This window comes from Legionella donaldsonii, from assembly GCF_900452385.1.
GTDB lineage: Bacteria > Pseudomonadota > Gammaproteobacteria > Legionellales > Legionellaceae > Tatlockia > Tatlockia donaldsonii.
This window is the reverse complement of record NZ_UGOA01000001.1, coordinates 3,029,950-3,049,661: the sequence shown is the minus strand read 5'-3', so window position 1 is coordinate 3,049,661 and position 19,712 is coordinate 3,029,950. Positions and strand designations below refer to the sequence as shown.

Below are 19,712 nucleotides of genomic sequence, written 5' to 3'. Positions count from 1 at the left end.
ATGAAGTTAATGAAAATGAGCGAAATCAGCCTTCGTGGTAAACGAATACTGATTCGTGAAGATTTAAATGTTCCGATCAAAGACGGACTCATTACCAGTGATCAGCGTCTGCAAGCTGCTTTACCTACTTTACAAGCTGCTCTCGATGAGGGAGCAGCCGTGATGGTGTTGTCCCATTTAGGCCGCCCGGAAGAAGGTAAATTTGATAAGCGTTTTTCTTTGCAGCCAGTCGCTGATTATTTAGCCAAGCACCTTGATTACCCTGTGCGTTTTGAGAGTGATTATTTGGATGGAATCCAAGTCAATAATGGGGAATTGGTGATTTGCGAAAACGTGCGTTTCAACGTGGGTGAGAAAGCCAATGATGATGCCTTAGCGAAAAAATTGGCCAAGCTCTGTGATATTTTCGTCATGGATGCTTTTGGTACGGCGCATCGTGCACAAGCCTCAACCTATGGTGTTGCGAAATATGCGCCTGTTGCGGCAGCGGGTCCCTTGCTCGTGCGGGAACTGGAAGCCTTGCAGCATGTCCTGAGGAATCCTGAAAAACCTATCGTTGCTATTGTTGGCGGCGCCAAAGTGTCCAGTAAATTGAGTCTGCTAAAACAATTGGTTGGCATGGTCGATTACCTCATCCCCGGCGGCGGTATTGCCAATACTTTTTTGAAAGCCCAGGGATTCGAAATTGGGGTGTCACTTTACGAAGAAAACTTGCTTGGGGAAGCCCGTGAAATTTTAGATTTGGCGGTTAAAACAGGCTGTCAAATTCCCTTGCCTTCCGATGTTGTGGTGGGTAAATCGTTTTCAGACAGTTGTCCGGCCTTCAATAAATCACTAAGCAATGTTGCCAGCGATGATATGATTATGGATATCGGTCCTGAAACAGTAAGCCGTTATGTGGATATCATCGACACCGCAAAAACGGTGATTTGGAATGGTCCTGTAGGGGTATTTGAATTCCCGCAGTTTGCCTATGGAACCAGGGCGTTAGCCATTGCCATTGCGGATAGCTCCGCGTTTTCAATTGCTGGCGGTGGTGATACCTTGGCTGCGGTGGATCAATATGATTTGAACCAGCAAATTTCTTATATATCAACAGGAGGCGGCGCATTTCTGGAGTTTCTGGAGGGTAAAACACTTCCCGCTGTTGCCATTCTGGAAGAGCGCGCCAATGTTACCACGTCGAACTAAAATCGTTGCGACTCTCGGTCCTGCCTGCAGTGATGTAAAGACGCTCCGTGCGATGCTTACTGCAGGTGTGGATGTTTTACGAATTAACTTTTCTCATGCCAATGACACCGTCCTTGCCCTTATCCAACAAGCCCGGGCAATTGCTGCCGAATTAAAACATCCGCTAGCCATTATGGCTGATCTTCAGGGTCCGAAATTAAGGATCGGCGTCTTCAAAAAAGGCAAAATTAATTTGCGTGATGGCCAGGCTTTTACCCTTCATTGTGCCAGTCAGGAACCGGGTGACCAACAGGAAGTCAGTGTTGCTTATAGCAACTTATGTCATGAGTTGGCCTTGGCTGATCGCCTGTTGCTCGACGATGGCTTAATCGAATTGGAAGTGGTGGACATTAAACCGCCTTTAATCCATTGCCAGGTGATTGAAGGGGGGGTATTGCATAGCAACAAAGGTTTAAACCGCAAAGGGGGCGGCCTGGCAGCCAGAACCTTGACTGAAAAAGACAAGAAAGATTTAGAAATAGCTATTGCGATTGATGCGGATTACCTTTGCCTTTCTTTTGTTAAAGATGCAAAAGATATTCATGATGTGCATGCCTTATTGAAACAATTTGGCGGTATCGATATACCGATTGTTGCAAAAATAGAACGAACGGAAGCCTTGCAGCATTTAACGGAGATCATTAACGCGGCTGATGCCATTATTGTTGCCCGGGGTGATTTGGGTGTAGAAATTGGAGCGGCAGAAGTCCCTGCCATCCAAAAGCGTATTATCGAGCAAAGTCGTCGCCTGGATAAAGTAGTCATTACCGCGACTCAAATGATGGAATCCATGATTAATCAGCCGCAACCCACGCGTGCAGAAGTATCCGATGTTGCCAACGCGATCCTTGATGGTACAGATGCGGTGATGTTATCTGCCGAGACTGCCGCCGGTCATTTTCCCGTGAAAGTGATTAGTATGGTCGATAAAATTTGTCGCAGTGCAGAAAAACATGCCGCTTTCTTCTATCAGGCGGATAATGAAAGCTGTCATTATCATCGCGCTGATCAGGCGATTGCCATGGCGACTATCCATGCGGCCAATCACTTTCCTATTAAAGCAATCGTTGCACTCACGGAATCGGGAGCCACGGCTATCTGGATGTCGCGGCAACATAGCAATGTTCCTATTTATGCAGTAACCGCGAATGCCCGTACAGTGAGTAAATTAAGTTTGGTCAATAATGTTTTTCCTATCCTGCTTGATTACCATCATCTGGCAAGTGAGGCAATTAATGAGCAAATAATTGCACATCTTTTAGAGCTGGGTTTGTTAGAAAATAACGCGTATGTGCTTTTAACAAGAGGGCGTCTGATTGGCGAAGCGGGTGGAACCAATTGTATGGAAATCATCCGCGCTACTGATTAGGAACTCGGTGTTTCCTTCTCGCTGTCTTGAACGACGTGATATTGCCAGAAAGGACCGTGGCAAAACCGGAGCTTTCCCAGCATTCGAAAGCTTCAAATCACTTCAATGTCTTGGATCCATCAACAGAAATCCAGCGAACTACTCAGCGGTCTCTTCTTCCATTTCAACCTTACGTGATAATCCCAATTTTTCTTTTAAGCGGGCTACCGCATCGGGATCAAACTGACGTGACGTTTTATGCTTGACGACTATGGCTGCTGCCGAACGCTGTGGTTGCACCAAGGCGTTTTGTGCACTAAATGCGGGTGTACGTTCTGGATAGGGAATAAAGTCTGGTGTTTGGTTAATCCCGTGTGAGGAGGGTTTGCTATAACTGCTGGATGTTTTAACAGGCGCTGCTTTGCGTGCGTTTCGTGCACTTTTTTCAATACGTTTTTTAATTTTGGTCGCTGCTTTTTCTGCTTCCTCTTCGGTGACCATTTCAGTAGGCGCACCCGTTAAATCAACCCGCATTTCACGCGCTTTCAGGCAAGTGAGATAATCAATACGACGAGTAAACAAAACAACGGCTTCACGCAGTTTACTTTTTGAGATACCTGCTTCGGCAGCCTTATCAGCATAGGCTAAAACGTCATTCATGATCCCAATTTTCAAGGGGCGAATGTGCAGGCTGTTGTCAAATACTTCAGGGAAGGTAGCGGCAAGCCACAGTAAGGCTTCATTACGCGCTTTTTTGGATTGATTTTTTTGTGTTTTATTCAGTATTGCTGTGCGTGGATGAAGTTCTTGCCTTCTCATTGTACTACCCTTGTTAGATAACGCTTAACGGCTACAGTAAAAGACGATGCCGCTGGAAAATACTTGGGAAAAGTTGCGGAATATCGTTTCGCTGTATCGGAAAAACAAAAAAATTCGCTGTAAAATGCGCATACAATGTACAGCGTTTGGATCCCATTTGCAAGCTTTGCATTACCAGCAAATCAGCACGAGAAATTTCTTTTATTGGATGACCAAGCCAAGGCAAATCGGCATGCAGTGACTTTATAGCAACTAAGAAACAGGGCTTGCTTCTTTCTCAATAAAAATTTAAGGTGGGTTGTATTAGAACTCCTGGTTCGGTGTATACTTTAGCTAGTGCAATGTGAAGGTTATTAGCATGATAAAACGTATGTTCATGACATTTCTTGCTGTTTTTTTTCCCTGGCTCGTACTGTTCATGGATGATAATCCTGGTGGCGGTGTGGTAGCCTTGATTATGCAAGCGACAATCATTGGCTGGTTTCCTGCCAGTCTGTGGGCATTGCGCATAGTCAATGAAAAAGCAATGGCTGAGCGGGTCGCTCGTGCGGAAAAAGTCGTTCGTGATGCGCAAGAAAAATCGAAACAAAAAGAAACCAGATCCTAAAAGATCCTCTCTACGCTTATTTAATCGGAGATAGCATGCCCGCTCGAGTCATTGTCAATGGTGCCCAAGGAAAAATGGGAGTACTTGCCTGTGAAACCATTAAAAATCATCCTGATTTCGAATTAGTAGCGGGGTTGGGCCGTCAGGATAACCTGCGCCAGGCAATTAGAGAAAAACAGGCCGCAATCGTCGTTGATCTTACCCGTGCTGACTCTGTCTATGAGAATAGCGTAACCATTATCGAAAGCGGTGCTCATCCCGTTATCGGTACTAGCGGCCTTGTTGAGGAGCAAATCCAACATTTGCAAAGTCTGTGTGCTGAACAACAATTAGGCGGTATTATTGTACCCAATTTTTCAATTGCGGCTGTCTTAATGATGCGTTTTGCTGCCCAGGCTGCCCGCTTTCTTCCTGAGGTAGAGATTATTGAAGCTCACCATCAACAAAAATTTGATGCGCCCTCAGGGACGGCAATGAAAACTGCGGAAATGATCGCCAAGGCAAGAGGTCAAGATAAAAAAGAGCTGCCTTCCCACGAACTGATCCTGGGAGTCCGTGGTGGTTTACACCAAAATGTTCCTATTCACTCACTTCGGTTACCCGGTGTTCTTGCGCGTCAGCAAGTTATTTTTGGCAGTCGTGGTGAAACCCTGACGCTCACGCATGACAGCATCGATAGAGCCTCTTTTATGCCTGGTATTATTCTATCCTGCCAGCGAGTCCAGCAATTGGATTCACTTTATTACGGCCTGGAACAACTCCTGGACGCTTGATGATCGTCATCATGCGACTAGTACACAGCGATTGGTTGTTGGTTTTCTCTGAAAAATTCATTTTTAATGGTAATCAGATGTTCAACTTGCTGCGCACATATTTGTTCAGGTTCAGCATGCTTGAATAAAGCAAGAATACTATCATAAAGCATTTGCGTCACCTTATCGCGGGTTGACGATGTTTCTGGGCGCTGATGAACAATCTCATATATCTCGGCAAGCGTTTTGGTCATGTGCGCACTGGAGTACTGGCCAGGAACATTCAATAACTGTTTGATCTGATCAACGCCGGTTGGCGGCGCAGGATAAAAAGGAAAGCTATAAGTTCTCTTTTCCCACTGTTCCTTTTCTTCCACAATAATTTTTATCTGCTCAATGAGCTTTTTCTGATTTGGTTTAGATAATTTTTGTGCAGCGACAACACAGGCAGCAAAATTAGGGGCGATTCGCGTTTTGGCATCACCAATTTTTCCGACCTCATTATTAGTCGCTATGATATCATCAACGGTTAGGGCTTTTTTTCCTAATCGGTCACAAATGGCTTCCGCAATATCAGCAGGCCAATAATTAGCCGGCGTTTTAATACTATCTGCCCCTGGCGCATTTTGTCCGGCATGTTCTGCCCCATGTCTTGATAGATATAATTCAACAACCAGTTTCACAAAATTTTTGCGTGGTGCTCCTGTATCGGTAAAACTAGGCCAACGACCGTATAATTCCCGATACAATAACATGGCATCGGTATGGATGATTTCGATTGCTTTCCTGTCTTTACCACTCACGCAGGATCCATAACTCACGCCATCCATGTACATGATTAACAGATTTTCGAGAGAGCTTAAGAAGAGTTCCCGGCCCGAATAATCAAGGATAGTCCCTGATCCAAAAGGGGAGTTTAATACCGCTCGATATTCTTTAGCCAAGGCAGTCAAATCATCGAGACCTTGCTGATAAGTCACGAAGGTTTGATGTTCGGACTCCAGGTGGTTATGCATGATAAACAGATGTTGGCTAACGACTTTTTGCCAATCGGGTAACTGCTGTAAGGCCTGATAATGGGTACGGAATAACTCGGCCAGATTGTCTTTTACTGATTTGGGGCCCAGGATATAGAAACTACTCGGGGTCAAGTCATCTTGTAACTTGTTCTCAACAAGATAGGTCGAAGCAAAGGCTTCCCGCACGAGCTCTTCAATTTGCTCATAACTCCAATGCCCTTCCAAGTCAGGTAATTGACCCAGAACGGAATAAGCCTCGGCCTGCTGCAACAAAGCCGTGCATCCTGGATCGTTGGCTGGCGTAGGATAAAGTACCCGCGCCATGTTGAAGGGATGATTGGTAGAAAAAAGTAACTTCGCCCCTTCTTTTTTTGCGGCCGCCACGGCTTTTTGGCGATGCTGCTCAAGGGTGTAATCAGGCATAAATCCACTGAGCAATTTGACTGGGCTGATTAACGTTTGCAGCAGTAACATTCTATTTGCGGCGATATTTCTAATTTTTGCCAGATTCCTCAGTGTGTATAACTCCCCGACCTCATGGAGCTGGCCTGCGACATCACGGGATGCCAGATGGCTTGAGCGCAGTTTGGCTGGAAATGCTTTCGTAATCTTACCGTCCTGGTTGAGGAGTAATAACTGGTGTTCAGCAAAATTAGCGAGGATGGGTAAGGTGCGTAAACGGCTGGGTAAAAAAGAAATAGCCTCTTCCACTCGTTGAACTTGATTCAGGACCGTATTAAGGAAACGCTGTTCGTAATCGGCCAGCGTTAAATACCAATAGGGTACGGTCTTTAATTCGGCCAACTCCTCATTAAACTCGGGTGAATTGCTGGCATGCATTCTTTGTAACCGGCTTTCCAATGCCCGCAGATTGTTAGTCACTTCACTGACTGTAACCGTGGGGGACACCAAATTTCTGATCAGGTTTTGTTGATTAGCCGGCAAATCTCTAAACCAGGCAGGCAGGTTAGTTTCCCCTGCAGCAATACGTCTAAGTTCTTCCTGTAGGGAAGCGGTTGCTTTTAGCTTAAGCCAGATGACGAGTAATTTGTTCAGATCAATCGCTAAATTTTCAATGGAATTGACTTGGGTGTTACTCCCATGAAAATAGGCTTGCTGATAAAGCGGTAAACGACGAAACCAGTCTGGTGTGGTGAGAGTCTTCTTCTTTTTTGCCCACTTTAAGCCAAGCGCTTTGATGGTTGCCAACTCGCTTACCGTCTCCTCTGAATAGGGGGGCAGTTGTCTATCCCATTGCAAGACGAATTCATTCTGGCTACTAACCTTGAGTGGCGTTAAAGTCGCTAAATCAGCGCGGCCTTCGTGCATAAGGACATATTGCTCGGCTTTGTTAAGCTGTTCTATGGCTATCTTCTTCATTTCCTCCAATTTTTTTTGTGCGATAGCCTTCCGATCGCTAAACATGGATATTTCCGTACCATCCTCTTGCGGCCAATCGTAGTAATCAACGATAGCGTCAGTTAATAACGCCGTATATTGAGAAAGAACGTTCTGATAGTCTTCAATGGAGCCATTAGGAGGCAGCTTGCATAGTTTTTTACACCAATCGAGATAGGTTTTTAATGTAGGGGGGGCTATTTTGAGCGGTTGGGTCTGGAGAATAAAGAGGAATGCTTTTTCCAAACTATCGATGCGGCGTTGGTAACTTCGTAATAAATTGGGCGATTCGGTATAGCGTTCTAATTCAAACTCGCCCAAAATTGCTTTTAAGCGCTCTAAAAGCAGCTCACTCATTTCGACGTGCTCAGCTACTCGAACGATCGTTTTTTTCCCCATGCTTACTATCCCTGGTACACATCGGTTTTTTATTATTAAATAAATCGATACTCTAGACAATTTTTATCAATGATTCTTACAAGATATTCATTACAGTTCATGCTAAACTGACTATTCATAACAATCTGAAGGGATATGCAGATGTCGACAAAAATAGGAGATTACACCGGCTATTCAGATTCAGGTATCACTGATGCAGTTGAAAATGCCCTGCAAAAAGCTGTGGAACAGCATTCTTACTTTGAAATAATAGAAACGCGCGGCGTACATGTGGGTGACGATAAGCGCCATTATCAAGTGACACTCAGTCTTTTTTCTGATTAATTTAAAGTGATATGCAGGACTTGCGAAAAGCGTTGAGGTCGAGGCAAAATTTGATTTTAGTGAGGGAGTTTAGCTTCACTAAATGACTGAATTAAAATCAAATTTTAACGAAGAGAACGGCGTTTTTCGTAAGTCCTGATTCTGAAGGAGTTTCGCAATGGTTTATACGGTTCCTCATTATATCGGTGGCAAATCCCTGCTCGAAACCACCACAAATTCTCATACTATTTATAATCCGGCTAATGGCGAAGCAATTGGCCAGGTTTATTTTGCTGACAAAGCGCTTTGTGATAAAACGGTGGCCATTGCCAAAGAAGCCTGGCCTTCCTGGGCAGAGACCGCTCCCGTTAAAAGGGCAAGGATTTTATTTAAATTTAGAGAGCTGCTGGAAAAATATCTGTCTGATATTGCTAAACTGGTGACCCGCGAACATGGTAAAACCTTAGAGGATGCCAAGGGTTCTATTTTACGCGCCATTGAAGTGGTTGAGTTTAATTGTGGACTGGTCAATCAATTGCAAGGTGACTTTTCCGCTGACGTGGCAACTCAGATGGATTGCCATACCCAACGGCAGCCTTTAGGCGTTTGTGCTGGCGTCTCACCCTTTAATTTTCCCGTTATGGTGCCTGTATGGATGACTATCCCTGCTATTGCTTGTGGTAATACCTTTATTTTAAAACCCTCTGAACAAGACCCCTCGGCCACCATTCGCTTGTTTGAATTATTAACTGAGGCAGGCTTACCGGCCGGTGTGGCAAATTGTTTACAAGGTGATAAACATACCGTTGAACAGCTATTGGCACATCCTGATATTGCGGCCTTTACTGCGGTTGCCTCAACCCCGGTTGCCGAAGCGATTTACCGAACGGCCACGGCACATGGTAAACGGGCCCATACGTTTGGCGGTGCAAAAAACCATTGTGTGGTGATGCCTGATGCTGATTTTGATCAGGCCGCCAATGCAATTGTGGGTGCTGCTTTTGGTTCAGCCGGCGAGCGTTGTATGGCGCTTTCAGTCGTGGTCACCGTAGGCGATCAAACGGCTGATAAACTTCTGGATAAGTTAATACCCCTTGTTCGTGCGATTCGGATTAATGCTGGTGATGAAGCCAATAGTGATATGGGGCCCTTGATCAGCAGTGCCCATAGACAGCGTGTGCTGGCTGCTATTGATAAAGGTGTTGAAGAAGGGGCAAAATTATTAATTGACGGCCGCTCCTTTAAGCACCCTGAACATCCAGAAGGTTATTTTGTCGGTCCCTCCCTTTTTGATCAGGTTAATGAGTCCATGTCTATCTATCAAAATGAAATTTTTGGTCCGGTTCTGGTAGTCGCCCGAGTCCCTGATTTTGAGCAAGCCTTATCGCTGGTCAACCGCCATCAATATGGTAATGGCACTGCCATTTTTACCCGTGATGGCTTTAGTGCCCGCGAATACAGTCAACGCGTCCAGGTTGGTATGGTGGGCATCAATGTCCCTATTCCAGTTCCAATCGCAAGCCATCCTTTTGGCGGCTGGAAACGCTCTTCTTTTGGTGATACGAACATGCACGGTGAAGAAAGTGTTAATTTTTACACTCGCCGTAAAACCATTACCAGTAAATGGCCTACCACGAAACTTGGTGAAAACAGCTTTGTGATGCCGACAAATGGATAAATACGCTTTTAAGAGATGGCTGGAAATGAGGTAGTCAAACTTTCCAAAGTAACCAGGTTGGCTACAAAAGAAATTGTTAGGAGATGAGAATGGCGCGCATTGGATTCGTAGGTTTAGGCCACATGGGTTTGCCTATGGCTATTAATTTAGTGAAGGCGGGGCATTCCGTCACGGGTTTTGACTTGCAGGCAAAAGCAGTCGATGCCTTGGTCGCTGCAGGAGGCTCTAAAGCGTCTTCTCTGGCACTAGCGGCTCAAAATCAAGACGTCATTATTACGATGCTACAAACCGGGAAACAGGTTCGGCAGGTTTGCTTGGGTGAACAGGGGCTCTTTGCCCATACAACACCTAAGGCATTGTATATCGATTGCTCTTCTATTGATGTACAAACAAGTCGCGAAATCCATCAACACGCAACCATAAGACACATTCAGGTAATCGATGCCCCAGTATCTGGCGGTGTAGCGGGCGCTTCTGCAGCAACCTTGACCTTTATGGTCGGTGGAAGAGAGCAGGCTTTTGAAAAAGCAAAACCGATCTTATCCGCAATGGGCAAAAAACTGATCCATACTGGTGCTGGCGGCAGCGGACAAGCGGCCAAAATCTGTAACAACATGGTTCTGGCTATTTCAATGATTGGCATATCAGAAGCGTTTACGTTAGCTGAACATCTAGGCCTGTCGCACCAAAAATTATATGAGGTTGTTAATAGTTCATCGGGTCAATGCTGGGCAATGAGTCAGTATGTACCTGTACCCAATGTCCTTCCCAATGTTCCTGCGAATAATGCGTATCAACCCGGTTTTACTGCCGCGATGATGCTGAAAGATTTGACGCTCAGTCAAAGTACTGCCGCGATGGTGAATGTTGAAACGCCTATGGGCGCTAAAGCCATGGCGCTTTATCAAAAAATGAATGAAAAAGGGCTGGGACATATGGATTTCTCTGCCATTATCAAGCTTATTGCCCAGGATAAGGACGAGGATTAATTAGTTCATGGAAAATGCAACGCAAGAAGTAAAGGACACTTTAGAGCAATTTTGGGCTGAGACAGCCCGGAAGTATGTTGATTGGCTGGAACCATGGAACAGCGTTTTAAAAGGGAACCTCACGCAGGGTGACATGCAATGGTTTACAGGCGCCAAACTGAATGTCAGCGCCAACTGCCTGGATCGACATTTACCTGCAAGAGCCAACCATCCTGCGATTATCTGGGAAGGCGATAACCCGAATGAAAGTCGCATTCTGACTTTTGCCGAGCTCCATCAAGAAGTATCCCGGATGGCCAATGTCCTTAAAAAACTGGGTGTTGGTAAAGGCGATACCGTTGGTATTTATCTGCCCATGATCCCGGAGGCCGCAATTGCGATGCTTGCCTGTGCCCGAATTGGGGCCGTACATACAGTCGTATTTGCCGGTTTTTCAGCAACAGCCTTAAGACAGCGTTTAGAGGCTGCCAATTGCAAACTCTTAATCACGGTAGATAGTTACCAGCGCGGCGGCAAAAAGTTTGCCCTTAAACAGCAAGCGGATGAAGCGAGTAAAGGACTTCCCTTGCAAATGTTGTTGATTAGCCATCAGGAAACGACTGTTCCCTTTGATGCTAATCGGGAGCACCGGTGGAATGAACTCAAGCAAACGGTTAGTAACTTTTGCCCTGCTGAATCAATGGATTCCGAAGATCCTCTCTTTATCCTTTATACCTCGGGCAGTACGGGAAAACCGAAAGGAGTCGTGCACACAACTGGCGGCTATCTGGTGCAAGTCGCGTATAGTCACCAGCATATTTTCAACTGCAAGGATAAAGACATTTTTTGGTGTACTGCCGACATTGGCTGGATAACGGGGCATAGCTATGTGGTTTATGGCCCTTTATGCAATGGGACTACAACGCTTATGTTTGCTGGTGTCCCCACCTGGCCGTCACCTGCCCGTTGCTGGGAAATCATTGACAAATATCGAGTGAATGTTTTTTATACCGCTCCCACTGCTATTCGTGCTTTAAAAAGGGAAGGTGATAAATGGTTAACGACAACAAGTAGAAACTCATTGCGTCTATTAGGTACGGTGGGTGAACCCATTAATCCTGAAGTTTGGCAATGGTACCAACAAACTGTTGGCTTAAATCATACTCCCATCGTTGATACCTGGTGGCAAACGGAAACCGGCGCGATCATGATTTGCCCGCAGGGCGATCTTCATGCAGCCAAACCCGGAGCCGCTAGCCACCCCATGCCAGGCATTTATCCCGTATTACTTGATGAAGACGGTAAGGAGATAAAAGGAGCTGGCGAAGGGTTGTTAGCCATCAAATACCCCTGGCCTTCCATGGCGAGGACCATCGCCGGTGATCATGCACGCTATTGTCAGACTTATTTAAGGGATGGTTATTACCTGACCGGTGATGGTGCGCGTCGAGATAGTGACGGTGATTACTGGATTACCGGACGTCTTGATGATGTCCTCAATGTGGCTGGCCATCGTCTCGGTACTGCTGAAATTGAAAGTGCGTTGGTTGCCCACCCATTGGTAGCCGAAGCGGCAGTGGTAGGCATTGAGCACGAGATTAAAGGGCAAGCCGTTTACGCTTTTGTTAGCTTGAAAGAAGGGCAAAAGCCCAGTCCCCAACTACAAGAGGAACTGCTTAACATCGTCAAAACGACCATTGGCGCCATTGCCAAACCCGATGTTATTGAGTGGGTTATTGATTTACCGAAAACTCGCTCGGGTAAAATTATGCGTCGCATATTACGCCAGATTGCTAATAAAAAAATCTCTACACTTGCTGAATTGGGTGATTTATCTACCTTGGCCAATCCGCAAACGGTCACGGAGCTTATGAAACACGCGGTGGGGAAAACGGACTAGTTGATGTTGATAACATGATGAATTTTATTAATCCGGTCGATATCACTCTGGCAGGTCAGTTCAATACCCAACAAGCCATGCTTTATCAACGCCAATGGTCCGCCCTACTCAGTATGGACGATCAAAACAAACCAATAGAAACGGTTGCTGGTGTTGATGTCGCTTATGATAAAGCAACGAATCAAGCGTTTGCGGTCGCTATCGTTATCGATGCTGATTCTCTGGCAATTCGCGAGGTGCAAGAAGCAACGTCTACCATCACTATTCCCTATTGTTCAGGTTTTTTATCCTTTCGCGAAGTACCAGCAATTAGCAAGGCACTGGATAAGTTAAACCAACTGCCAGATTTAATCGTCTGCGATGGTCAGGGCGTCGCGCATCCAAGAGGCTTTGGCTTGGCCTGTCATTTAGGCTTGGCTTATAACATTCCAACGATTGGCTGCGGCAAAAGCAGGCTTTGCGGAGTCGCTGAGGAACCCGGGCCATCAAGGGGGAGTTTTTCTTATCTTTACGATAAACATAAAACAATTATTGGTTGTGTCTTAAGGACGCGTAACGGAGTCAAACCAGTTTACGTCTCTAGCGGCCATAAAATCTCGCTATCCACTGCACGGGAATGGATATTAAAGCTATCACCCAAATATCGCCTGCCCGAAACCACCCGTCTGGCGGATGGTTACGCCGATGAATACAAGAAGAGTTGGTTGGCTCAGCAGCCTAATTGTCCCTTATAAGGTTTTTGGCAACTTGTTGGGATAGGGTCCATGCAAATTGAGTTATGATACCTGTTTAGCAAGCCAAATTTTTAATTGATGGTAATGGGAGCCTTGCCAATAAATTTTTTTACAAGTCTGGCATTGCATGAAAGATTGATAATAGTTTTGGGTTAAGGGAGGGATATCAGTAATAATTTGATTTTTCTTCACTTTCTTTAATAGCCCATTACAGCACAGGCAACGCGTAAAGGGATGGCATTGCTTGGTTAAATGAAATTGTTTTAATACTTCTTTTACTTGCTCATTGGGATCCGTATGATGCATCCAGTGCCCATGAGTAATCGCTTTATTCTTTAATAAACCCACATCGCGGGTTAAGACAATACGTTTCTCCTCCTTGCTACGCTGCACAATTATTTCATCCGATAAATCAGTTTCATAAATCACATCAAATCCAAGTAACCGCATATACCTGGCCAGTTTTCCAAGATGGACATCCAAAATAAACCGAGGGTTTCTTAGCGGTTTCGAGCGAAGCCGTATAAGTTCACTGACATCAAAGGTCTCAAAAACCGGATAAACAGAAATATCATCGTGTTCGTGAACCAGGTAATTAAAATCGACCGATTTTCCATTGACTAAAATCAACTCGATTTCTGTATGGGGAACGCCAAGAGATTCAATGACATCTTTAATCGTGCTTGGTTGAATAATAGTATGTGAAAAGCGTATTTTACGCTTCTTTAGGGGTAGAAAATCATTTAATTCCTCATAAAACCTTAATTGCATTGTGAGCATAACGATGATTGATTACTTGCTTATTTCTAAGGTATGGCAGAATATTTTAGAAAAAGAAAATAGGTTTTTTAAAACAGGTTAGTCGAGCATTGTATAGGCAGTGTCGGGCTAAGAGGGCCCGACGACAGGGCTGCAACTTGAATTAATTAAATAATCGCACAGTAAGATCCTGGCGGCGGGATAAAAGGATCAATGTCGTCTGTAGCCTCATTACCCGCATCAGCAGGCAAGGCCGTTAATTTTTCCTGTAAATCAGCAGGGAGGTGATCTATAGGCAATGCATGCGTTGTAACTGCTTTTTTAGCTGCAAATAAAGATAAATTCAATAAAGAAGAGGGGGTGTAGACTTTCATCTTAATAAACTCTTCCTTAGACCATTTTGCAAAGGTGCTGCCGGTAGGAATTACGGGGGGGACAAACGTACTATCCAGTTGTTGCAGATAGTCAAAATAGACCTTTAAGGTGTGAGGGAGACAAGGGGTGAGATACAAAGGGCTTCTAGAGGCCTGTTCAATAGTACGGATCGCGATTTCCAACGCTTTTGTCGCTGACAAGGGGGAACCTGCCACTTTTCGTGCCATCCGATACATATTAAACCAACTTTCAATTTCACTCCGATATTGGTTAGATACCGCTTCACCAATGCTTGGAGTATAAATATTTGCATATTTATCAGTTTGCAAGCAAACCGCAAAATTGATAATCCCTACCATTAATCCCTCTAAACTTAGGCTAGTGTATTTATCAACATCGCCCAGCAGGGATATTGCGGTGTCCAAGACCTGGAAATTAACTTCCCCACTATGTTTAGCTGTTGCAATATCTTTCCTAAGAGCGTCGATTAATTTAGGGATAAAATCAATTTCTAATTCACGTACAGTCATATTATGGTGCCAAAAATAAATTTGGCAGATCCTATAATTAATATTACTATTTGTCAATTATATAAACACTTTATTTATAATTATTCCTTTATGGTCTAATGGTGCTCTATCATTTGCATAAAGAGTACAGCATTCTAAGTGGAAGCCAATGCAAGCCGGAGGCTGCAACCGGAATTCAAAAATATCCCAACACGAATGAATCAAAACACTTTTCACCATCCGTCGTAACATCGTAGGTAACACCGGCTTCACATCAACATGATTCGCTCCCAAAGCCAAACAATAGTGTTTCTTTATGTAAAGGATTGGTGCGAATGAGCAGCATAATTGCGGGATGCAATCTCAGGACCCTGCTGTTCGCCAGCCCAAAAATCACATTGCAGATTGGGTATTAATGCACTTTGTCCTCGAAGAATTGCGGGCCAGATCCCTGGCCCGAGATGGTTTAAATCAATGCAGTTGACGGAGAGTCCTCTAACCGCTGTTCGGTCTCTTCTGCCTGTTCTACTTTTAATGCGCGTAGAGATTCCCGGCATTGACCTAAAAAAGCATCTTTTAGTTGTTTTGAGTTTTTACCAGGGACGGGAAGTAATTCTATTGCTGGAATCAAGTTCTCCAGGAAGGAGGCGCACTTTTCATGCGAATGCTCTGGTGCCGCTTCCAGTTCTGGCTGCGCCAAATACAATAGCTCTTTACCTGATTGTTCGCTTAACATTTGTTCAAAGTAAGGAGTAATAAAAGGGCTGGTTTCCAATGCTTCTTCGCTGCCATACCATTTCACCAGGGCTTCTTTATATTGTGCAATGGCTTCAGGTTTGAGAAAGTCAGTGTAGCTTCGAATACCGAAGGGAAAATTCTTACCCAGGTGGAAACGTGGTTTAATGCCAATTTCGGACAAATAGGCCAGCAATTCTTTCTCAAAATTGGCAATTCCCGGCGCATTGGGATGGGTGACTATATCAATTGCCAGGATATGTTCATCCTCCGAGCTGGTTGATGTCGTGGACAATCCGCCATTGCTTCCCTTGATGTAGCGTGCATAAACAGCGTAAGTAACAGGGCATTCACCGCGTGCTATTGCTGCTTTTGCTAAATCTTCAATTTTTTGCAAAACAGCAGCGAGTACGTCACCTGCTTCTTCATCTTTCACTGGTAAGAGATAACTGGTATCCCTCATTTTCTTGGGAAAAGCAGTTTGATAATGGGTAATTTTGTTTTCATGATCAACAATTGGATCCGTTCCGCGCGTTTCTGTTATCGTTGTCGCAGCCAGCGATAAATAGTAGGGTAAGAGTTTTATCAGTTTAGAGTCGAGGAGGAATTCTTGCAGAGAGTCACCGACTCTTACACTTAATTCTTGTGCCAAAGAACGGGCATCAGCAGCATAAGGGGGATTTAAGTGTTGAGTAGGCGCTTCGTCGGTGTGATTCCACAAACGAATTTGCCATTTATCATGCGAAGATAACTCATCAAGCGGGGTGGGATTCCCGACTCCAACACCAATTAAACTAAAATATTGATTCTCTGCCAGGAGTTTCCCTAGATGAGGTCCCATTGCTTTTGCGTCAGGGAAGTTCTGAATGGTCTCTTTCAGATTAAATGCTTCGACGACTTTCATCGTCATGCTGAGAACAATCCCTAATGCACCTGAGTGGGCTGCAGACAAGATAGCAAAGTCTTCATCGCCAACCGTTATTTCCCGGATATTTCCATCATGATCACAGATTCGTAACCCAGTAATCTGGCCACTGAAAGCAGGTTCATCGCGGCCAGTTCCATGCCCGCCGGTGCCTGCCAAACCGACGGCGCTCGCCCAGGAAAGCATGCTGACTGTTCTTAAAGAAAGTCCAAAATCTCTAAGTTTTTGCGCAAGTTTAGCGATTTGTACACCTGCGGTGACTAAAATTTCGTAAACTCGAAGACGATCGAGCGGGTTCTTTGAATCCACAGAGGGAGTATGTTCCATTTCGCCCAGTTTTTTTACGCCCTGGTATTTTGGACTAAAGCGAATAATAACATCAGCAACGGAGCCTTCTGAGAAGGAAAAGGATTCATTGTAGCGTTGCTCTTGTACTTTTGCCCAAGGGAAACAACACCAGCTTTGCTCTTTGTCCGCCCAGCCTGCGGTGCCTTTTACACTGATTTTATGGTCAGTATGTTGGGCATTTTGCTTTTTAACGGCCCGCATGACCTCTTGTACTTGCTTTTCATTGTCAACTTGGACAACAACCGCTTTACGTTTTACAACATTTTCCATGTAGTTGGTCCAGGTTTCTACCTTATAGGCAATTCCCCTGGCTTTGAGGTCTCCGAGAAAAGCTGTTTTGGATCCTTCTGCAAATGGCATGTTCACTCCTTGAACGAGGTTGAGGTTGGAAATTTATACTGTCATGTTTTTGAATAATCCGTCAATAGCCTTCATTTTTAAGTTGCAGCCAGGTAGCTGCGTTTTAACTTTTACGGTCGGTTATCTTTAGATCTTTCCATGTCGAGTAGGATGACAATGCTGTCGATCAGTGTTTATTGGAGTGGGAATTCATCACTTTTTACCATCTTGATACCGAGATGGAAAAGCTCTTCTTTTTTATTTTTATTAAAGTCCTCTTCATTAAAAGAACGGGTAGCATCTTCAATTAAATAACAGGTGAAGCCTTCTGTAAGGGCATCTTTTAAGGAGAAATAGACGCAGACATCGGCGCATAAGCCACAAAAATAAAGTGTTGTAGCTCCCTTATCATGCAGATAGCCAGCCAAGCCAGAGCTTCTTTGGCGTTGACTGTCATAAAATCCACTATAACTGTCTATGTCCGCATGGGTGCCTTTGCGAAAAATGGCTTCAATTGGGTTAGTATTTAACTGGGACGGAAATGCAGCGCCGATGGTTCCCTGGACACAATGATCTGGCCAAAGGATTTGCTCTATTCCATTTAACTTGATTTTTTCAAACGGTTTTTTACCAGGATGGTTGGATGCAAAACTCTTGTGATTGGGGGGATGCCAGTCCTGAGTTGCGACAACCAGATCAAAGTGGTTTAACAACCGGTTAATGACGGGGATGACCAAATCGCCATGCGGGACAGCGACTGCTCCTCCTGGGATAAAATCATTTTGCATGTCCACGATAACCAGGGTCTTCATTGAAAACTACCTTCTGTGTTCTGCAATTAATTGATTGCGTAGTTGATGCAATGGTTCGCTAAGCCCAATTTTGTAAAGATGGGGATTGCTGAATCGTTTATACTCCTGAGGCAACTGATTGATACGTTGTTGGCTGTACCTTGCTATCTCATTGAGCGGCTTGGCTGCCAATAAGCGTTGACCTTTTTCCATAACCTTTTGCAGCACAGGCTCCAGGTTATAATCTTTAATTGAAAATGATTTTGAATGTTCGAAAGGGTGATACATCATTGCCGGCTTTTTTTCTGTTTCAAGCGCAATAACATCCCCGCAGAACGTGTTATCTGTTTCCAATACGCGAAATACCTGCTTTTTATAAGGGATAGTTATTTTTGCCAGGGTGTCAGACAGTTTGATGCAGGGTTTATTGTTAACAAGCGCCAGTTTGTAAACCCCATCCAAAGCGGCATCGGGTGCGCCTATAGCCAGATTAGTACCGACTCCAAAGGCATCAATAGGAGCGCCCTGATCCAGTAAATTTTGGACGATAAATTCATCCAGTTGGTTTGAGGCAGTAATTTTAACATAATCAAGTCCGGCATCATCGAGCATTTGACGCGCTTTTTTTGCCAGCCAGGCTAAATCACCACTATCTAGACGAATTCCTTGCAAGCGGCAGCCGCGCTTTTCCATTTCTTTTGCCAGGGTAATGGCGTTAGGTACACCACTCATTAGCGTACTATAGGTATCAACGAGTAAATGACAATGATCCGGCCAAATCTCGGAAAATTCGCGGAAAGCTGATAATTCATTGTCATAACTTTGGATAAAGGAATGAGCCATTGTCCCTGCAACGGGAAGATGGTAGTCACGTCCGGCACGTACATTACTGGAAGCATCAAATCCACCGATTATAGCGGCACGACTGGCATAATAGCCGCCAGGACCTTGGGCTCTACGCAAACCAAAATCAATGAGTTGCCGCTTTCCTGCTGCCTGCCTTATACGACTGGCTTTTGTTGCTATCAGGGATTGAAAATTAAGTATATTAAGTAAAAGCGTTTCAATAAGCTGCGCCTCAATGATGGGCGCTTCAATAGTCAGAACAGGCCGCGTCGGAAAGATAATGTCGCCTTCCTGAGAGGAATAAACGCTGCCATTAAATTTGAAACTTTCCAAATAATGAATGAATTCCGGGTGCATTTTTTGCTGCTGCAAAAAAGCAAGATCTGCCTGATCAAAACGAAGAGTTGTTAATATATCCAACAGATCATCCAGGCCGGCAAAAACAGCATACCCGCCCTTAAAGGGCGGTGCGCGAAAAAAATAATCAAAAATGGCGCTGTGGTCCTGATATCCCTTCAAAAAATAAACCTGCGCCATCGTTAATTGATATTGATCAGTATAAGTGCCTGTATAATTAATCATTGGAATCCCTAGCTATTGCCTTCGCTCAAACTCATGGTATTGTCAAAAACCAGGAGATAGCGCTATTCCCTATTAATTAATTATATAATTTATTGGCAAATCGTATAAATACTATCTCTATTCGGTCTGGTATCTATTGTAATATAGCTCTAACCGCGTCAGTCTTTCTTCTATCAGGCTCTGATTCGTTGCGGGATGGCCTTTTTGGTTTCCTGAAAAACAAATAATTTCTTCGCAAGATACGGTTATGCAGAAAAGGCAGGTTGCAGGATTAGTAAAAAGTTAAAAAGGCAGCTTCAAGGTTATCAAACGCCTTGATGACCGGTATTCAATCAAAGCACAAGCTAC

Annotated in this window: 16 protein-coding genes; 9 read left to right on the top strand and 7 right to left on the bottom strand. The window is 44.5% G+C overall.

Annotated elements, in window-relative coordinates:
• Together DYC89_RS13830 and pyk are read left to right on the top strand one after the other, a co-directional pair.
• Entirely contained in the window at nt 1-1,191 is a 1,191-nt protein-coding gene (locus DYC89_RS13830) for a phosphoglycerate kinase (protein ID WP_115222315.1), read from the top strand.
• On the top strand, nt 1,172-2,599 hold the full coding sequence (pyk, locus tag DYC89_RS13825) for a pyruvate kinase (protein WP_115222314.1): 1,428 nt from the start codon (nt 1,172-1,174) through the stop codon (nt 2,597-2,599). The genes DYC89_RS13830 and pyk overlap by 20 nt, the downstream gene beginning before the upstream one ends.
• Before the next feature lie 138 nt (nt 2,600-2,737).
• On the opposite strand, the gene DYC89_RS13820 is transcribed toward pyk, so the two are convergent.
• The gene (locus DYC89_RS13820; RefSeq protein WP_115222313.1) at nt 2,738-3,397 is read right to left on the bottom strand and encodes a ProQ/FinO family protein; all 660 of its coding nucleotides are present in this window, start codon (nt 3,395-3,397) and stop codon (nt 2,738-2,740) included.
• A gap of 358 nt (nt 3,398-3,755) precedes the next feature.
• Between DYC89_RS13820 and DYC89_RS13815 the strand changes: the two genes are divergently transcribed.
• Nucleotides 3,756-4,004, top strand: a complete 249-nt coding sequence (locus tag DYC89_RS13815; RefSeq protein ID WP_115222312.1) for a YqaE/Pmp3 family membrane protein — start codon at nt 3,756-3,758, stop codon at nt 4,002-4,004.
• A gap of 35 nt (nt 4,005-4,039) precedes the next feature.
• Nucleotides 4,040-4,777, top strand: coding sequence for a 4-hydroxy-tetrahydrodipicolinate reductase (gene dapB, locus DYC89_RS13810; RefSeq protein ID WP_115222311.1), 738 nt, complete (start codon nt 4,040-4,042; stop codon nt 4,775-4,777).
• 17 nt (nt 4,778-4,794) lie between these two features.
• Here the strand turns inward: dapB and sidP are convergent, their stop codons facing one another.
• The gene (sidP, locus tag DYC89_RS13805) at nt 4,795-7,572 is read right to left on the bottom strand and encodes a Dot/Icm T4SS effector PI-3-phosphatase SidP (RefSeq protein ID WP_115222310.1); all 2,778 of its coding nucleotides are present in this window, start codon (nt 7,570-7,572) and stop codon (nt 4,795-4,797) included.
• 141 nt (nt 7,573-7,713) lie between these two features.
• Here sidP and DYC89_RS13800 point away from each other — a divergent pair, with 141 nt between their 5' ends.
• The 5 genes from DYC89_RS13800 (at nt 7,714) to nfi (ending at nt 13,155) form a co-directional block, all read left to right on the top strand.
• Entirely contained in the window at nt 7,714-7,896 is a 183-nt protein-coding gene (locus tag DYC89_RS13800; protein WP_245954008.1) for a dodecin domain-containing protein, read from the top strand.
• Between the two features lie 157 nt (nt 7,897-8,053).
• Nucleotides 8,054-9,553, top strand: coding sequence for a CoA-acylating methylmalonate-semialdehyde dehydrogenase (locus tag DYC89_RS13795; RefSeq protein WP_115222308.1), 1,500 nt, complete (start codon nt 8,054-8,056; stop codon nt 9,551-9,553).
• Between the two features lie 89 nt (nt 9,554-9,642).
• Nucleotides 9,643-10,542, top strand: a complete 900-nt coding sequence (mmsB, locus tag DYC89_RS13790; RefSeq protein ID WP_115222307.1) for a 3-hydroxyisobutyrate dehydrogenase — start codon at nt 9,643-9,645, stop codon at nt 10,540-10,542.
• A 7-nt stretch (nt 10,543-10,549) separates the two neighbouring features.
• Nucleotides 10,550-12,421, top strand: coding sequence for an acetate--CoA ligase (acs, locus tag DYC89_RS13785; protein WP_115222306.1), 1,872 nt, complete (start codon nt 10,550-10,552; stop codon nt 12,419-12,421).
• 14 nt (nt 12,422-12,435) lie between these two features.
• A complete protein-coding gene (gene nfi / locus DYC89_RS13780; RefSeq protein WP_115222305.1) occupies nt 12,436-13,155 on the top strand; it encodes a deoxyribonuclease V in 720 nt (239 codons plus the stop codon).
• Nucleotides 13,156-13,197: 42 nt separating this feature from the next.
• Here nfi and DYC89_RS13775 read toward each other — a convergent pair whose 3' ends face one another.
• From DYC89_RS13775 to DYC89_RS13750, 5 genes are all read right to left on the bottom strand, one after another.
• On the bottom strand, nt 13,198-13,926 hold the full coding sequence (locus DYC89_RS13775) for a Mut7-C RNAse domain-containing protein (protein WP_245954007.1): 729 nt from the start codon (nt 13,924-13,926) through the stop codon (nt 13,198-13,200).
• Nucleotides 13,927-14,081: 155 nt separating this feature from the next.
• Nucleotides 14,082-14,819 (bottom strand): hypothetical protein, encoded by a 738-nt coding sequence (locus DYC89_RS13770; protein WP_115222303.1) that lies wholly within the window; start codon nt 14,817-14,819, stop codon nt 14,082-14,084.
• 445 nt (nt 14,820-15,264) lie between these two features.
• The gene (locus DYC89_RS13760; protein ID WP_115222302.1) at nt 15,265-17,166 is read right to left on the bottom strand and encodes an FAD-binding protein; all 1,902 of its coding nucleotides are present in this window, start codon (nt 17,164-17,166) and stop codon (nt 15,265-15,267) included.
• A 173-nt stretch (nt 17,167-17,339) separates the two neighbouring features.
• Nucleotides 17,340-17,957, bottom strand: coding sequence for a bifunctional nicotinamidase/pyrazinamidase (pncA, locus tag DYC89_RS13755; RefSeq protein ID WP_115222301.1), 618 nt, complete (start codon nt 17,955-17,957; stop codon nt 17,340-17,342).
• A 6-nt stretch (nt 17,958-17,963) separates the two neighbouring features.
• The gene (locus tag DYC89_RS13750; protein ID WP_115222300.1) at nt 17,964-19,364 is read right to left on the bottom strand and encodes a nicotinate phosphoribosyltransferase; all 1,401 of its coding nucleotides are present in this window, start codon (nt 19,362-19,364) and stop codon (nt 17,964-17,966) included.
• Between the last annotated feature and the right edge of the window lie 348 nt (nt 19,365-19,712).

Coding starts and splice junctions, on each gene's coding strand:
- DYC89_RS13830 (WP_115222315.1), top strand. CDS start 1: ATGAAGTTAATGAAAATGAGCGAAATCAGCCTTCGTGGTAAACGAATA.
- pyk (WP_115222314.1), top strand. CDS start 1,172: ATGTTACCACGTCGAACTAAAATCGTTGCGACTCTCGGTCCTGCCTGC.
- DYC89_RS13820 (WP_115222313.1), bottom strand. CDS start 3,397: ATGAGAAGGCAAGAACTTCATCCACGCACAGCAATACTGAATAAAACA.
- DYC89_RS13815 (WP_115222312.1), top strand. CDS start 3,756: ATGATAAAACGTATGTTCATGACATTTCTTGCTGTTTTTTTTCCCTGG.
- dapB (WP_115222311.1), top strand. CDS start 4,040: ATGCCCGCTCGAGTCATTGTCAATGGTGCCCAAGGAAAAATGGGAGTA.
- sidP (WP_115222310.1), bottom strand. CDS start 7,572: ATGGGGAAAAAAACGATCGTTCGAGTAGCTGAGCACGTCGAAATGAGT.
- DYC89_RS13800 (WP_245954008.1), top strand. CDS start 7,714: ATGTCGACAAAAATAGGAGATTACACCGGCTATTCAGATTCAGGTATC.
- DYC89_RS13795 (WP_115222308.1), top strand. CDS start 8,054: ATGGTTTATACGGTTCCTCATTATATCGGTGGCAAATCCCTGCTCGAA.
- mmsB (WP_115222307.1), top strand. CDS start 9,643: ATGGCGCGCATTGGATTCGTAGGTTTAGGCCACATGGGTTTGCCTATG.
- acs (WP_115222306.1), top strand. CDS start 10,550: ATGGAAAATGCAACGCAAGAAGTAAAGGACACTTTAGAGCAATTTTGG.
- nfi (WP_115222305.1), top strand. CDS start 12,436: ATGATGAATTTTATTAATCCGGTCGATATCACTCTGGCAGGTCAGTTC.
- DYC89_RS13775 (WP_245954007.1), bottom strand. CDS start 13,926: ATGCAATTAAGGTTTTATGAGGAATTAAATGATTTTCTACCCCTAAAG.
- DYC89_RS13770 (WP_115222303.1), bottom strand. CDS start 14,819: ATGACTGTACGTGAATTAGAAATTGATTTTATCCCTAAATTAATCGAC.
- DYC89_RS13760 (WP_115222302.1), bottom strand. CDS start 17,166: ATGCCATTTGCAGAAGGATCCAAAACAGCTTTTCTCGGAGACCTCAAA.
- pncA (WP_115222301.1), bottom strand. CDS start 17,957: ATGAAGACCCTGGTTATCGTGGACATGCAAAATGATTTTATCCCAGGA.
- DYC89_RS13750 (WP_115222300.1), bottom strand. CDS start 19,364: ATGATTAATTATACAGGCACTTATACTGATCAATATCAATTAACGATG.